The 13801-nt window shown below is 70.8% G+C and carries 13 protein-coding genes; 5 read left to right on the top strand and 8 right to left on the bottom strand.

Annotation, left to right across the window (positions count from 1 at the left end):
* The first annotated feature begins 198 nt into the window (after positions 1-198).
* Positions 199-534, top strand: a complete 336-nt coding sequence (locus tag NE857_RS13125) for a hypothetical protein (protein ID WP_017582937.1) — start codon at positions 199-201, stop codon at positions 532-534.
* 15 nt (positions 535-549) lie between these two features.
* Here NE857_RS13125 and NE857_RS13120 read toward each other — a convergent pair whose 3' ends face one another.
* The 8 genes from NE857_RS13120 to NE857_RS13085 form a co-directional block, all read right to left on the bottom strand.
* Complete coding sequence (locus tag NE857_RS13120) at positions 550-1806, bottom strand: DUF5685 family protein (protein ID WP_254421236.1); 1257 nt, start codon at positions 1804-1806, stop codon at positions 550-552.
* 141 nt (positions 1807-1947) lie between these two features.
* Entirely contained in the window at positions 1948-2706 is a 759-nt protein-coding gene (locus tag NE857_RS13115; protein WP_254421235.1) for a tetratricopeptide repeat protein, read from the bottom strand.
* Positions 2707-2743: 37 nt separating this feature from the next.
* Complete coding sequence (locus NE857_RS13110) at positions 2744-4918, bottom strand: hypothetical protein (RefSeq protein WP_254421234.1); 2175 nt, start codon at positions 4916-4918, stop codon at positions 2744-2746.
* Between the two features lie 178 nt (positions 4919-5096).
* Positions 5097-6068 (bottom strand): aldo/keto reductase, encoded by a 972-nt coding sequence (locus NE857_RS13105; RefSeq protein WP_254421233.1) that lies wholly within the window; start codon positions 6066-6068, stop codon positions 5097-5099.
* A complete protein-coding gene (locus NE857_RS13100) occupies positions 6068-6517 on the bottom strand; it encodes a MerR family transcriptional regulator (RefSeq protein WP_254421232.1) in 450 nt (149 codons plus the stop codon). Before NE857_RS13100 ends, NE857_RS13105 begins: the two co-directional genes overlap by 1 nt.
* A gap of 67 nt (positions 6518-6584) precedes the next feature.
* On the bottom strand, positions 6585-7259 hold the full coding sequence (locus tag NE857_RS13095) for a TetR/AcrR family transcriptional regulator (protein ID WP_254421231.1): 675 nt from the start codon (positions 7257-7259) through the stop codon (positions 6585-6587).
* Positions 7260-7302: 43 nt separating this feature from the next.
* Positions 7303-8148, bottom strand: coding sequence for a hypothetical protein (locus tag NE857_RS13090; protein ID WP_254421230.1), 846 nt, complete (start codon positions 8146-8148; stop codon positions 7303-7305).
* A 79-nt stretch (positions 8149-8227) separates the two neighbouring features.
* Positions 8228-8749, bottom strand: coding sequence for an HAD domain-containing protein (locus NE857_RS13085; protein ID WP_344013417.1), 522 nt, complete (start codon positions 8747-8749; stop codon positions 8228-8230).
* Positions 8750-9035: 286 nt separating this feature from the next.
* Between NE857_RS13085 and NE857_RS13080 the strand changes: the two genes are divergently transcribed.
* From NE857_RS13080 to NE857_RS13065, 4 genes are all read left to right on the top strand, one after another.
* Positions 9036-9536, top strand: coding sequence for a hypothetical protein (locus NE857_RS13080; RefSeq protein ID WP_254421229.1), 501 nt, complete (start codon positions 9036-9038; stop codon positions 9534-9536).
* The gene (locus NE857_RS13075; RefSeq protein ID WP_254421228.1) at positions 9533-9952 is read left to right on the top strand and encodes a hypothetical protein; all 420 of its coding nucleotides are present in this window, start codon (positions 9533-9535) and stop codon (positions 9950-9952) included. Before NE857_RS13080 ends, NE857_RS13075 begins: the two co-directional genes overlap by 4 nt.
* A 459-nt stretch (positions 9953-10411) precedes the next feature.
* Positions 10412-12139: an ABC transporter family substrate-binding protein gene (locus NE857_RS13070; RefSeq protein ID WP_254421227.1), complete on the top strand. Its 1728-nt coding sequence runs from the start codon at positions 10412-10414 to the stop codon at positions 12137-12139.
* Between the two features lie 149 nt (positions 12140-12288).
* Positions 12289-13800, top strand: coding sequence for an ABC transporter permease (locus tag NE857_RS13065; protein WP_254421226.1), 1512 nt, complete (start codon positions 12289-12291; stop codon positions 13798-13800).
* Position 13801 lies beyond the last annotated feature (1 nt).

The raw sequence follows: 13801 nt of genomic DNA, 5'->3' as shown, positions 1-13801 counted from the left end.
CCGCGCGGTGGGTGAGGGGTGTGTCACCTTCGGGTGGGCTCGGGGGCCCTCTCAACAGGCGGGACGCAGGGCGGGGCTGGAAATCCGAGGTGAGTTGGAGGCGTGGGAAGAGGACTTCCGGGGAAGGTTTATTTTTTTCGTGGCGCGTTAGGCACGAAAAGTTGCCCAATCGTCACTGAGTGGGTGCACTGTAGGAGAATGAAGCGCTGCGATTTCTGTGAACTCCCCGTCGGTGAAGGCTGCGCCTGTGCGCTGCCCCGTGACTACATCGGCAGCTGCGGGACGGGTACCCCGTTCTCGACCGTGCGGCTGCACCCGGCCGGTGACGCGATCCTCATCTCCCTGCGCGGTGTGGCCCACCGGCTCGGCTGCTCCTACCATTCCGACTCGGATGTGAAGGCCCCCGTGTGGGGTTGGGTCAACTACCCGGACCCGCAGCTGTGGCGGCGGATCAGTGAGAACTCTCCCCTGCGGGCCACCGGGGGCAACACCAAGCGCGCGGCCACCCGCCGGTGCCGCAGCTGCGACCGCTGAGGACGCTGCCCCTGATCAGGGGCAGCAGGGGCAGCAGCAGCTGTCGCAGCAGTCGCACGTGTGGCGGCACCCAGTGCAGCACTCGCCCACGTCGCAGGCACACATACAGGGATCGCACACGGCGTGCCGGGGCTTTCCCGACCAGGGCCCGGGGTGCGGGTCGCGGCAGCAGAGCTGGCAGGTGCAGCACATGAACAGCGCCGTCGCGCATCCGGCCAGGAGCCCCCGGCTGCGCGGCGGCTCCTCCAGGGCGGGGATCGCGCAGCCGCAGGCGGAACAACAGCCGCCTCGGGCAGGTGGGCTCTCCCCGCCGTCAGCGTCCTCGTGATCGTTCTCCCGCTGCTCCCCGTGATGGTGCGCGCCGTGCCGGTGTCCCTCGCCGTCCGCCCCGCCTCGGTGGGCGGACGGGGTCGGGTGCCCGGCGTGCGCGAAGACGCGTTCGACCGCCTTGCGCAGTTCCACCACCAGCAGGACGCGGGTCAGGCGGTCATCGGCGAACTCTGTCTCGCGAAGGGCGAGTCCGACACCGAGGACGGCGTCGTCGCAGAGTTCGCGGGCCCGGCTGACAGGCGTTCCGGTGGCGGTGAGCGGGTTCCAGGCGCCGTTGGCCAGATCCTCCTCCAGGTCCTCCACGGCGTCCAGCAGGTGGGCCGCCCGGCCGAACAGGCGGCCGGCCTCCCGCAGGGGGTCGGCGTTGGCCGGCACACCAGCGAGGACCGCGGTGTGCGCGAAGGCCTCGCCGGTGGCCTCCTCCGTCGGCCGGGTCACGGTGAGCACGTCGGTGCCCTCCCGGGCGGAGAGCTCGGCTTCCCGCTGGCGGTCGACCACGGCCGCCAGCGCGGCGCCGTCCAAACCGAGTCCGTCGCCCGACTCCTGTGCTCCGCGTCGCCACCGCGCTGCCACCCTCCCGGCGACGGCGCGCACGCCTGGACGGGCGTAGAGTCCGTCACCGTCGGCGATGTGGTCGCTGATCTTGGCGGAGGCGAGCATCAGCGACACCGTGGAGGCCAGGCGTGCCCCTGAACCGTCGGCGACGTCGGCCCCGCGCATTCCGCGCAGGGGGCAGCGGCCGGCCTTTCGGGTTCCGGACTGTTCCTCGGACTGGGCGGCGGTCAGGACCGACAGGACAAGGCCGTCGTAGTTGGTGGCGACCCTGGAGGCCTGGCCGTGGTCGTCGCGCAGCGACAGGCACAGCCCGCACATGTGGGACATCCATTCCCGTGCCAGGTCCTCGGACAGGCTGTGTCTGCAGGGCCTCAGGATTCCGAACACGAACCGACACCTCTTCCCCGGTGGGCCCGTCGCGCACTGACGCGGGATGTGACTCCTTCGCCTCGGGTTTGGTTCCGGCCGATTCCGGCCGGGCGGGGCGGCGCTCACGCGCGGGGCTGTCGGCCGCGGCGGCTGCGCGGCTCAGCGGGCCAGTGGGGAGCCGCAGCACTTTTTGAACTTGCGGTCCGAGCCGCAGGAGCAGGGTTCGTTGCGTCCGGGCGGCGGCGGGGTGGCGCGCTCTCCGGGGCCGGTCCGGGTGGGGACGTCACCAGGGAGGGCCTGCTGCGGGGCGCTGCCGCTGGGGCCGCCGCCCCGGAGGTCGGCGAGGTCCTCCAGCGGGGGCAGGTAGGCGTCGGTGGAGCGGGTCGCCAGGTCGTGCGCGTCCGGGGCCATGCCGAGCAGTTCGCGCATGCGGGCGCGTCCCAGCAGCGGCATCAGGCCGAGGCGGTTGAGCTCGGCGACGGTCTCCGGGGGTTCGGCGAGGATGCCCCGGCAGACGACGTTGTAGCAGTGCAGGGCCTTGTCGTAGGCGCCCTGCCCGGCGAGGTCCTCGGCCAGGAGGAGGGCCACGCCCCGTTCGAGCCCGGGGCGCATGAGCTCCTCCAGCAGCGCGTCCGATTCCTCGGTCCGGCCTTCGGCGCGCAGCATCGCGGCGAGCTGGTTGGTGGCGAACTGGCGGTGCCCCGGGTGCGGGGCGTGCTCGCGCAGGGCCTCGGCGAGCGTGCGCGCGGCGCTGTCGTCCCGCTCGCGGAGGGCGTCCACCGCGTCCAGGAGGATCTCGCCCGCCTCCTCGGGGAAGGAGGTCAGGTCCTTCAGGTGCTGCTTGGGCAGGTCCAGGCCGCGGACGGCGTCCCACAACGGCTGCGGAACCGCACCGGGGGCCGGGGAAATGTCGGTCATCCTCCCAGGTTAGGGCGTGTTCGGTGGGTGCTGCCCGTCACAGTGGCCACCAGCTGGCGGAGGTGAGAGGGCTGGTGAGAAGGGTCAGGAGACCGAGGGTGTCCAGACCGGTTCTCGCTCCGATCTGCAGGCCGACGGCGAAGACCGCCGCGAGCAGCACCAGGAGCAGGAGGACCCGGGGCCAGCGGCGTCTGCGTTCGGGGGTGTCGGAGGTGGATTCGGAGTCGATCCAGGACTGGTCCAAGCGAGCGATCTCCCTGCGTAGTTCCTGGACCTCGGTGTGGTAGTGATCGCGCTCGTCGCGGACCCGTTGGAGTTCGGAGCGTTCGGCCCGCACGGCCGCGCGGGCGTCGACCACGTCGGTGTAAGCCCCTTCGGGGCCTCGTTTGAAGTGCCACCGTTCCAGACGGGAGAGGGGAAGGTCGACGTACTGGGTGGGCCAGTTGTCGTCGGAGTCCTCGGGGGACTCGTCGGTGTCGGGTTCGGTCTCGGCCGCGTAGTCGGGGGGTTCGGTCTCGGTGACGGTCAGAACCGCGAGGGGTGGGGCGTCGGCGGGGGTGCGGGTCTCGGGGAGAGAGGCGGGTGCGGAGGGTTTCTCGTCGGGCGCTTCCGGGGGTGTGGAGGCGGAGATGGTCCACGCCTCACCCGGCTCAGGGGGCAGCGGCGGGTCGAGGGGCTGGCCGGCCCCGGGATCGGTGACGGGCTCCTCCGGTGGTTCCGCTTCCGGGGACGGGCGTCTGCCCACCCCGAGGAAGGTGTGCGGCCGCCCGCCCAGCGAGCCCGCCCAGGTCTCCTGTTCGGAGGTGTCCTGGGACCCCTCCTCCGTGAAGGGGTCCGGAGCCTCCGCCAACTCGTACTCGGCCCCGCTCCGGCCCGTCGGGGGCTCGGTGGCCGCCCCGGGCCCGGGGGACTGCGCGGGCTCCTCGGTTCCTCGCGGTTCCTCGAACCCCCTGCCCTCAACGGGCTCAGGCGGCTCCTCGGCGCTTCGCGACCGCTGGAGCCCGGCAACCCCGAGGATCTTCTCCCCCGCCCCGGATGCGGGATCCTCAGCGGGCCCACGGGAGGTCTGGGGGGCGGGGGTCTCCTCGGACTCACGGTCTGCCTCGGGCACGGGGGCATCCGTGGCCTCAGGAGCGCGGACGGCCTTCGGGGCCTCCTCGGTTCCTCGCGGGTCGCCGGGCTCGGCGGTATCCGTGGTTCCGAGGGTTTCCTCTCGGGTGCGGGGTTCGGGGGTGGCTCTGGGGCGGGGGTCGAACCAGTCGCGGAGGAGGGCCCGGCGGTCGGTGAAGTCGATGGTTTCCGGGATGCCCCGGGCGCGCAGGTGGTCGCCGAGGGCGTCACCGCCCTCTTCGCGCAGGACGGTGACCAGGCCGTCGGCGATCTTGAGGTGGTCGCTCGGGGCCGCGGTCAGGAAGGGGGAGGCCGGGGTTGCGGTGGGTGGGCCGAAGGCCAGGTGGGGGCTGTCTTCGAGGCCGAGGACGGGGTCGTAGGTGGAGAAGGACCAGTTCCAGCCCTCGGCGGGCAGGGCCGCGCGGGGGGTGAGGATGTCGTGCAGGATCCGGTGCATACCCCACAGGAACCGCAGCTGGGTGGCCTGCCACAGGTCGGCGCGGTCGGGGTCCAGGGTGATGTGGACGGGCTGGTCGGGGTGTTCGAGGGCGCGGGCCACGGCTCCGACGAGGATCGGTTCGCTGTCGATCCGGGTCTCGGCGGCGCGGCGGTCCCGGGTGCGCAGGGCGCCGGGGGCACAGGTGCGCTCCCAGGGTTCGGGGGCGGGCAGGGTGCGCATGGCGGCCCAGCCGGGCGCCGGCGGTCTGGCCGGGGCCGGGCGGGTGTTGGGGTTCTCGTGCAGGGCGAGGATCCGGGAGAAGGTGAGTCCCCGGGTGGGGCCGACGATCGCCCAGGCGTGGGCCTGGCGGACGTCGCCCGGCCAGCGGTAGACCAGGGCGCTCTGGCCGTCCGGGTAGTGGCGGGCCCAGAGGGTCTCGGGGTAGGCGGCCGGGTCGGTGTCGGGCAGTGCCGAGCGGTAGTCCGCGGTGAGGGCGGGGATCAGCCGGTCGCGCCAGGAGCGCAGGACCGGCTGATCGCGCTGCGGGAGGGAGGTGGCCGCGGGCCCGGGACCGGTGCGGCCGAGGAGGGTGGGTTCGGCCCAGGCGAAGTGGATCTGGTGGAAGGCACCGGAGTCCGCTTCCAACGATGTGCTCTCGGGCAAGTGGCCCCTCCCACTGGTTCACGGATCCGCCGGTGCGCGCGGCCTTCGGTGGACGCGTCTCCCTAGGGAAGGTATCCGCCCGAAGCGACAGGAAACCGCGAAAGCGGGGTTATGCGGTCTTTTGCGAGCTTTGCGAAGTATGGGCGCGCCCGGGGGCGAGGGGCAGTGCGGGAAGGAGTCAGTGCGCGGAGGTGAGCCGGGAGTGCTGTTCGGTGGTGAGGGTGAGGTCGGTGGCCTCCAGCGCCTCGTCCAGCTGGGCGAGGCTGCTCACCCCGACCAACGGGACCACCCTGGGCTCGTGGTCCATCAGCCAGGCGAGGACGACCTGGTTGCGGGTGGCTCCGGACTCGGCGGCCACCTCGTCCAGGACCGCCAGGCGCGCCGCGGTGCCCGGGTGGTCGTAGGCGTACTCCAGGGGCCGGTCGGGCCGGGTGTACGCACCGGTCAGCAGGGACGTGTAGGCGACCAGGGTGTACTCGCGGCCCGCGGCCTCCTCGGTGCGGACGAAGTCCAGGAGCTCGGGGCTGACGTGCATGTGGCCCGGGGACTCCAGGGCCGCGTCATGGCGGGGCTGCAGGTAGCTGTACCGGTACTGGAGCACGCGCGGGCGCGGCCAGCCGTTGGCCTCGGCGGCGGCGCGGGCCCGCTCCAGCCGCCAGGTGCGGTGGTTGCTCATCCCCAGCTCCCGGACCTCGCCCCGGGCGACCAGCTCGGCGAAGGCCCCGACCGTCTCCTCGATCGGCGTCCGGGGGTCCTGCCGGTGGGCGTAGAGCAGGTCCAGGGTGTCCACGCCCAGGCGCTCGCGGCTGCGTTCGGCGGCGGTGGCCACGGCCTTGGCCGAGAGCCCCTCCTGGGCCTCCAGCCCGGCCCCGGGGACGGTGGGCTGGGCGCCGAGCTTGGTGGCGATGACGACCTCGTCGGTGACCCCGCGCTCGCGTCGCCAGCGGCCGAGGAAGGTCTCGCTCTCGTGCCCCTGCCCGCCCTCCACCCAGAACTGGTAACAGTCGGCGGTGTCGACGAAGGTGCCCCCTGCCTCGACGAAGCGGTCGAGCAGGGCGGCGGAGGTGTCGGCGTCGGTGGTGCTGCCGAACTGCATCGCGCCCAGGCACAGGGCGCTGACGGTGCGGCCGTTGAGGGTGGTGTAGCGCATCAGGGGCCTTCCTTCGCGGTGGCCGTGGCGGCCGCCACCTCGGGGTCGGCGGCGGGAACGGAGCGCTCGGTGAGGCCGGGGTTTTCGGCGAGCACCCCGAGGTAGTAGTCGATCTTGTGCTGGATCGTGTCCTGGCGCTCACGCAGCTCGGCGATGCGCGTGTTGAGGTGGTGCTGGTGGCTCTGCAGCACGTCCAGGCGGTCCGGGATGGTGTGGTCGCCGTCGCGGACCAGTTCGGCGAAGTCCCGGAGCCGGGCGATGGGCATGTCGGTGTCGCGCAGGCAGCGGACCAGGTGGAGGAGGTCGACGTCGTCGGTGCGGTAGCGGCGGTGCCCGCTGGGGGCGCGCTCCACCCGCCGGAGCAGGCCCGCCTTCTCGTAGTAGCGCAGGGTGTCCAGGGTGAGGCCGAAGCGTTCGGCGACCTCACCCGGCGTGTAGTAGTCCTTCATGCGCCAAGCATGCGACCTGGAGTGCACTCCAGGTCAAGCCCGCGGAGAGGATCGGGCGCTGACCCGGTCAGGTTCCACTGCCGCGGATGGCGCCGACCACGGCCGAGGTGAGGTCGTCGATGATCTCCGCCTCGCTCACCTCCGGGTGCTCCAGCCACCACTCACCCGCCGCCTGGACCATGCCCACGATGGCGTGCGCGGCGATCTGCGCGCGCAGCCGGCCCCTGATCCGGCGTTCGCTGATCAGCAGGTCGGCGAGTTCCTCCCCCAGGCGGCGCACCATGAGCCCGAGGTCGCTGCGGGTGCGCACGTCCTCGGAGGTGGCCCGGTCCATGAGGAAGCGGTACAGGTTGAGGTTGCGCGAGATCATCGACAGGTACGCGCCGACCGTGGCGCGGGCCCGCACCTCGAATTCGGTGTGCTGGTACAGCTCGGCGCGGATGACCTCGATGAGCGGGTCCACGTGGCGCTTGGCCAGCGCCTGGTAGAGGCCGCTCTTGTCACCGAAGTGCCGGTAGAGGATCGGTTTGCTGATCCCCGCCTCGGTGGCGATGGCGAGCATGGAGGCGTCGGGGCCGTCGCGCTGGATCACCCGGTCGGCGGCGTCCAGGATGGTCCGCCGCCGTTCGGGGTCGCGTCCGCGCCCGCTCCGTCCCCGCCGGGGCGCCGGGGTCTGGGCGGCGGGCTCGGCGGAGGCGCCGTCGTCGTTCGGCGCGGTCTGCTGTGTGTTTTCGAAGGCCACAAGGGTTCACCGTACTGGAGGGGCAGGCAGGTCGGTCCGCTCCTCAGCGGCGGATCGCGATCCAGGTCGCCCGGGCCAGCGCGAGCAGGCGGCCGTCCTGGTCGTAGAGGGCGCTGCCGGTGTGCACCTTGCGGCCGTCGACCGCCTCCAGGTGACCCATGACGACCTGGGTGGAGCCGACCGGCGGCGCCGCGAGGACCTGGGCCGTCATCCGGCCCAGGACGATCGGACGGCCGGAGATGTCACTCGACCAGCCGCCGGGGCAGTCGAGCGCGGCCCAGACCTGGGCGAGGGCGGCCGTGCCGTCGCCGCCGTCCACCGCCGGGAGCACGTCCCAGGTGCAGGCGACGGTGTTGCCGACTCCGTCGGGGCCCTGCCCGGGGCGGACCGATCCCGGGAACAGCGACAGGCCGTCGCCCTCGGCGCGTTCGGGGCCGCAGCTGTAGCAGCGCGGGAAGGGGTGCTGGTCCAGGCCCGCGTAGAGTTTGCGGGCGGCCTCGGCCTCGCCGACGCCGACCGGGCCGCCGGGGATCACCGCGAGGCCGCGGGGTCCGGCGCCGACAGCCGGTCCGGCAGCGGATCCGTTACCGGATCCGGTGTCGAGGGGGCCGGTGATCACGGCTTCGGCGACCAGCCGGGCGGAGTCCTCAGCGGCGGGATCGCTCAGCCGCAGCCCTTCCCCCGGGGCGCCCTCCACCGTCAGCGGCCGGTCCAGCGGCGGCGGGGTGCGCAGGGTGACCTGGACGGCCGGACCACCCGGGTCGGTGAGCCGCCCGGCGAGCAGGCCCGCGCTGTAGCCGCCGTTGCCGGAGCCGTCGGGGCCGTTGAAGGCCCCCGGGATGGTGAGGGTGGTGGCGCCGTTGCCCAGCCCCCCGAGTCCTGGTGTCATGGGTCACAGGGTAGTGGGAGTGACCTGAGTGGTTTCGCCCGCCCCGTCCCGTTGACCGAAGCCGCTCCCCGGCGGAGCGTCAGCGGGGGAAGTCGACGGCGGCCAGGGCCGGGGGCCAGTCGGCGAGCAGGTCGAAGTCCTTCTCCCGCAGCCCCACCGCGGGGTCGATCCGGCGCGGGAGGACGTCGGCGATGTGGTTGCGGGCCAGCCACACCCGGTCCTGTTCGGTGATCCCGTCGTCGATCCACGCGAAGGGGCGGCCCTGGGCGTACTCGGCGAGGACCGGTGTCTTGAAGAACAGCCCGTGGCGGGCGTCGAGCGGCCCGGGGAGCTTGACCACGGGGAGCTCGGGCAGTCCCAGGACCGGACCGATCATCGTGTTGGCCTCGTCCTCCCAGGTGGTGGCCCACACCAGTTCGTAGGGCAGGGCGAGCAGTTCCTCGCCGTGGTCCGGGTTGAGCCACACGTCCAGGGGCCGGGCCGGGGGTTCCCAGCCGGTGGGGCGCATGCGGTGGACGGTGTAGCCCTCCAGATCCGAGGGCCCGGCGCGGAACGGGTTCAGGGGGCCGTCGACGTCGATGAACAACAAGGGTCGGGGCACAGCGGGCTCTCCTCCGGGGGTGGGTCCCACAGACTAGAGCCCGCCCCGGAGAACGGTCCACGAATAATGTCTCTCCTCCAGGCCGGGGCGGTGCGGGCCCGAGGCCGCGGGCCCGCGGGCCCGCGGGCCGGGTCATCCGTCAGAGAGCGGACAGCCGGCCCCGGCGGAGGGTGAGCTGTAGGGTGTCGTGTCGAACCAGCCGGGGTCGCGCGGCATCAGCTACCGGTGACGGACGCTCCGTCACCGCGACGAGCGAGTCTCCGAATCCCCCATCCGGAAGGCGTCCATGGATCAGTCCGAGTTCGAGTGGATCGGCCCCTCCGGGCCGATCGTGCGCGCCGTCTGCCGTCCGCAGCTGGAGTGGCTGCTGGAGTCGCTGCGCGAAGGTGAGCGCCCGGTCGCCGCCGCGTACGAGGACCCCCAGACCGAGGAGGGTTACTCCTACCTGCACCTGTTGACCGGGGAGCGGCTGTTCAGCTGCCTCAACACACACCCCGGCAACGAGGTGCGCTCGTGGGAGCTGGCGGAGATCGAGGCGGTGGAGGTGACCAGGAAGCGGTTCGGGCTGGGCGCCGCCGAGCTCGCGGTCACCGCGCGGGAGACCTCCTGGGCCGGGCGTTCCCACACGTTCTCTTTCGCGCGGGGCCGCAGGCAGGCCGACCGCTTCGCCGAACTCCTGGAGTCCCTGCGTTCCCCGTCTCCCCTCGGTTCCACCGACAAACCCACCGCCGAGATCGCCGACGAGCCCACCGGCGGGTCCCCCGCCTCCCCCGACGGAGCATCGTGAGCACAGACCCCAAGCCCGTGTCCTGGGTGAACCCGCCGTCCCGGTGGGTGGCCGGCCCCCACCACGCGCAGTCGCTGGACTGGTTGGAGCAGGCCGTCCACCCCGGGGAGGAACGGATCGCCGGGCTCTTCACCCACCCCAAGGGGATCGGGATGCTCGTGGCGCTGACCGACCGGCGCCTGTTCGTGCTCAACACCCTGGCCACCCCGCCGAACATGACGTGGGTGTGGCGGTGGGAGGAGCTCGCCGCGGTGCGGCTGTGCAAGGGCGTCATGCAGCGGCCGCAGGTGATGGTCGAACCGGTCGCGCCGTGCCGTCCCCGTCTGCCCGCGTTGACCGTCCTCGCCTCCCGTCAGCAGGTGGAGAGGTTCGTCGGGATCGCTCAGGGGCTGGTGGAGGTCCACCCGGGCGGCTGATCCGCGGTTCGGGAGGGCCACGGAAGACATTACGGAGAGTCACCTGTCTTCCCGTTTTTAGGGTGCCCTTCATTCTTGCGCTTCTTTTTCGGAGCCTTTGCATCAGGGTTAAAACCCCAGCCCCTCCCGGGCTTCCATGAAAAGGAAAATAGTAAACGCCGATTACCTCCGAATATCCACTCATGGGATGTTCGGATGTTCACCCGTGACAAGCAGACACCAGCGGCACCACCTGTCACTCCGCCAGCAGCGGAGCCAAGACCGGACCCTACGACCTCAAGAGTCGATCTGTCACGTTTTTGCCCTCTTAGTTCTGTTTTTGGCTAGATTTAGGCACCAAGTACGTATCAGGTGTGCAACACCCCCCAATCGCCTATTGCCCAAACTTTGAACCATGCCCAGAATCCGTTCTATTCCGTACCACGGACACAATCCCCTGATCGGTAGAGGAAACCCTCTGTGACTAAGACCAGAACCATCACCAAGGCCACAGCCGTGGTCGCCGCGGGAGCGCTGGTGCTCTCCGCGTGCTCGAGCAACGGCGGTGACGGCGATGCGGGCAGCGCCGGCGACAGCACCACCATCACCCTGGCCTGGGACCAGGAGTACGACAGCTACAACAACACCACCGCCGGAGCCAACTCCAGCAAGAACGCCATCGTCAACCATGGCGTGACCAGTGGTTTCTGGTACTTCGGCGAAGGCGGGGCGGTCACCGCCAACCCCGACTTCGGCAGCTACGAGCTGGTCTCCGAGGACCCGCAGATCGTCGAGTACTCGATCAACCCGGACGCCGTCTGGTCCGACGGCGAGGCGATCGACTGCGCCGACGTGATGCTGTGGTGGGCGCAGCAGACCGGCAGGTACGACTTCTCCGTCATCGGCACCGGCGGTATCGAGGACACCGTCATGCCCGACTGTGAACTCGGCGACAAGGACTTCGCCCTCGAGTACGAGGTGCCCTACGCCGACTGGGCCAGCAACGGCCCCAGCCAGGGCAACGCCACCCTGATGCCCGCGCACGTGGTGGCGGAGCAGGGCGGCCTGACCACCGAGGAACTGGTCGAGGCCATCCGCGACGAGGACACCGACGCGCTCGCCGACGCCGCCGAGTTCTTCAACGACGGCTGGACCATCAGCGGTGCGCTGCCCGACGAGGAGCTCATCCCCTCCTCCGGCCCCTACAAGCTCGCCAACTACGACGCCGGGCAGTCACTGACCCTGGAGCCGAACGAGAACTGGTGGGGTGAGGAGCCGGCCACCGACAACATCGTCATCCGCTGGATCGCCTCCGACGAGCAGACCCAGGCGCTGGAGAACCTCGAGATCAACATCATGCGGCCGCAGCCCTCGGTCGACCTGATCAACCAGCTCGACGGCCTCGCCGGGGTCGAGTACGAGGTCTACGACGAGTACATCTACGAGCACCTCGACTTCAACTTCGACTCCAGCCCCTTCGAGGACTACGAGCTGCGCGAGGCCTTCGCGCACTGCGTGCCCCGGCAGCTGATCGTGGACAACCTGATCAAGCCGGTCCAGCCCGACGCCGAGACCATGGACGTGCGCAACATCTCGCCGTTCGACCCGGGCTACGACGAGGCCGTCGCGGCCAGCGGCGGCGACCAGTGGGCCGAGGTGGACCTGGACCGCTCCAGCGAGATCCTCGAAGAGGCCGACGCGGTCGGCCAGGAGGTGCGCCTGGGCTTCATCGGCGGCAACCCCCGCCGCCTGCAGACCGCCGAGCTGATCAAGGACTCCTGTGACGAGGCCGGCTTCGACGTGCAGATCAACGCCGAGGACACCTTCTTCGACACCGACGGCGGCCTGTCGCAGAACACCTACGACGTCGCCATGTTCGCCTGGTCCGGTTCGGCCGAGGTGAGCGGTTGGAACTCCACCTACCGCACGCCTTCCGAGTGCACCGCCGACGGCAAGGGCAACAACAACGGCTGCTACTCCAACGACGAGATGGACGAGCTGCTCAGCGACCTGCTGCAGGAGTTCGACACCGACGCCCAGCTGGAGATCATCAACGAGATCGAGACGATCCTGTGGGACGACCTGGTGACCATCCCGCTCTTCAGCCACCCGGGCACCGCCGCCTGGAGTGACAACCTGGAGAACGTGGTCCCCAACCCCGCGCAGACCGACATCGTCTGGAACATGTGGGAGTGGACGGCCCAGTAGGCCGCACCACCCCGTTCACGTAGAACCGACCGCGCTGACCGGTGGGACCCACCGGTCAGCCAGCTCCGACCAGGGACCGGAGGCGAACACGTCCTCCGGTCCCTTCGTCTGCGCGTGAACGTTCCCCCGAACCTCAGGAGTCAGCGCTCGTGCTCGTCTTCATCGCACGAAGACTGGTCGTCTCCCTCTTCGTGCTCTTCGCAGCAAGCTTCGTGATGTTCGTACTCGCGGCCAACGTCGGCGACCCCCTGGCTGACCTCAGGGAACTCCCGGAGGACGCCCAGGAGTCCGCGATGGCCGAGCGGATCGAACGCATGCACCTCGACCTACCCGTCTACGCCCGCTACTTCCTGTGGCTGGGCGCGGCCCTCACCGGCGACCTGGGCACCAACCGCCAGGGGCAGGACGTCAACATCCTGCTCGCGGACGCGATCTCGGCCACCATGCAGCTCGTGGTGGCGGCCACCGTCCTAGCGATCGTCATCGGTATCGCCATCGGCATCATCTCGGCGCTGCGCCAGTACAGCGGCTTCGACCACACCGTCACCTTCGGCGCGTTCGTCGCCTTCTCCCTGCCCATCTTCTGGGTCGGCGTACTGCTCAAGCAGTACGGCGCGATCGAGTTCAACAACTGGCTGGCACAACCCGTCATCCCGCCCCTGGTCATCGGGGTGGTCGCGCTGCTGGCCGGCTTGGCCTGGAGCTCGCTGATGGTGGGCGACCGGCGAACCCGGCTGATCGCCTTCGTCGGGGCCACCGCCGTCACCGCGGCTCTGCTGGCGTTCATCTCACTCACCCGGTGGTTCGCCGACCCCGGGCTGGGTCCGGTCACGGTCGCGATCAGCGCCCTGGGAGCCGCGGTCGGCTTCTCCGTGCTGATCTCCGGCCCCAAACCGAACCGGCCGATGTACGCGGCGCTGACCGCGGCGGGGGTGGGTACGGTCATGTACTTCGTGCTCTCACCGGTGCTGGACGCACCCGACCTGGCGACCATCGCGGGGCTGGCCCTGACGACGGTGGTCGTGTGCGTGGCGATCGGCTACGGCGTCGGCGGCGTACTGCACCGGCGCAACGCGATCGCGACGGCGGTGTGGACGGGCCTGTTCACCGGCGGCGTGATCTTCGTGGACCGCATGCTCCAGTCGTTCGCCTCCTACAGCAGCTCGGTGCAGGGCCGCCCCATCTCCACCGTCGGGGCGAGCACCCCCAACTACGAGGGCACCTTCTGGGAACTGTCACTGGACTCGGCCGGCCACCTGGCGCTGCCGACCATGGCGCTGATCCTGGTCTCGCTGGCCACCTACACCCGGTACAGCCGCGCCAGCATGCTGGAGGTGATGAACCAGGACTACGTGCGCACGGCGCGCGCCAAGGGGCTGCCCGAACGCACGGTCATGACCCGGCACGCCTTCCGTAACGGGCTCATCCCCATCACCACCCTGGCCGCCTACGACTTCGGCACCGTGATCGGCGGCGCCGTGGTCACCGAGACGGTCTTCGGCTGGCGGGCCATGGGCCACCTGCTGATCACCGGGCTGAACGAGGCGGACCCGACCCCGGTGATGGCGTTCTTCGTGGTCGCGAGCGGCGCGATCGTCATCTTCAACATGATCGCCGACATCACCTACGCCTACCTCGACCCGCGGATCCGGCTGTCGTGAC

It is taken from the genome of Nocardiopsis exhalans, assembly GCF_024134545.1.
Lineage (GTDB): Bacteria > Actinomycetota > Actinomycetes > Streptosporangiales > Streptosporangiaceae > Nocardiopsis > Nocardiopsis exhalans.
This window is presented reverse-complemented; position numbering and strand designations above follow the sequence as displayed.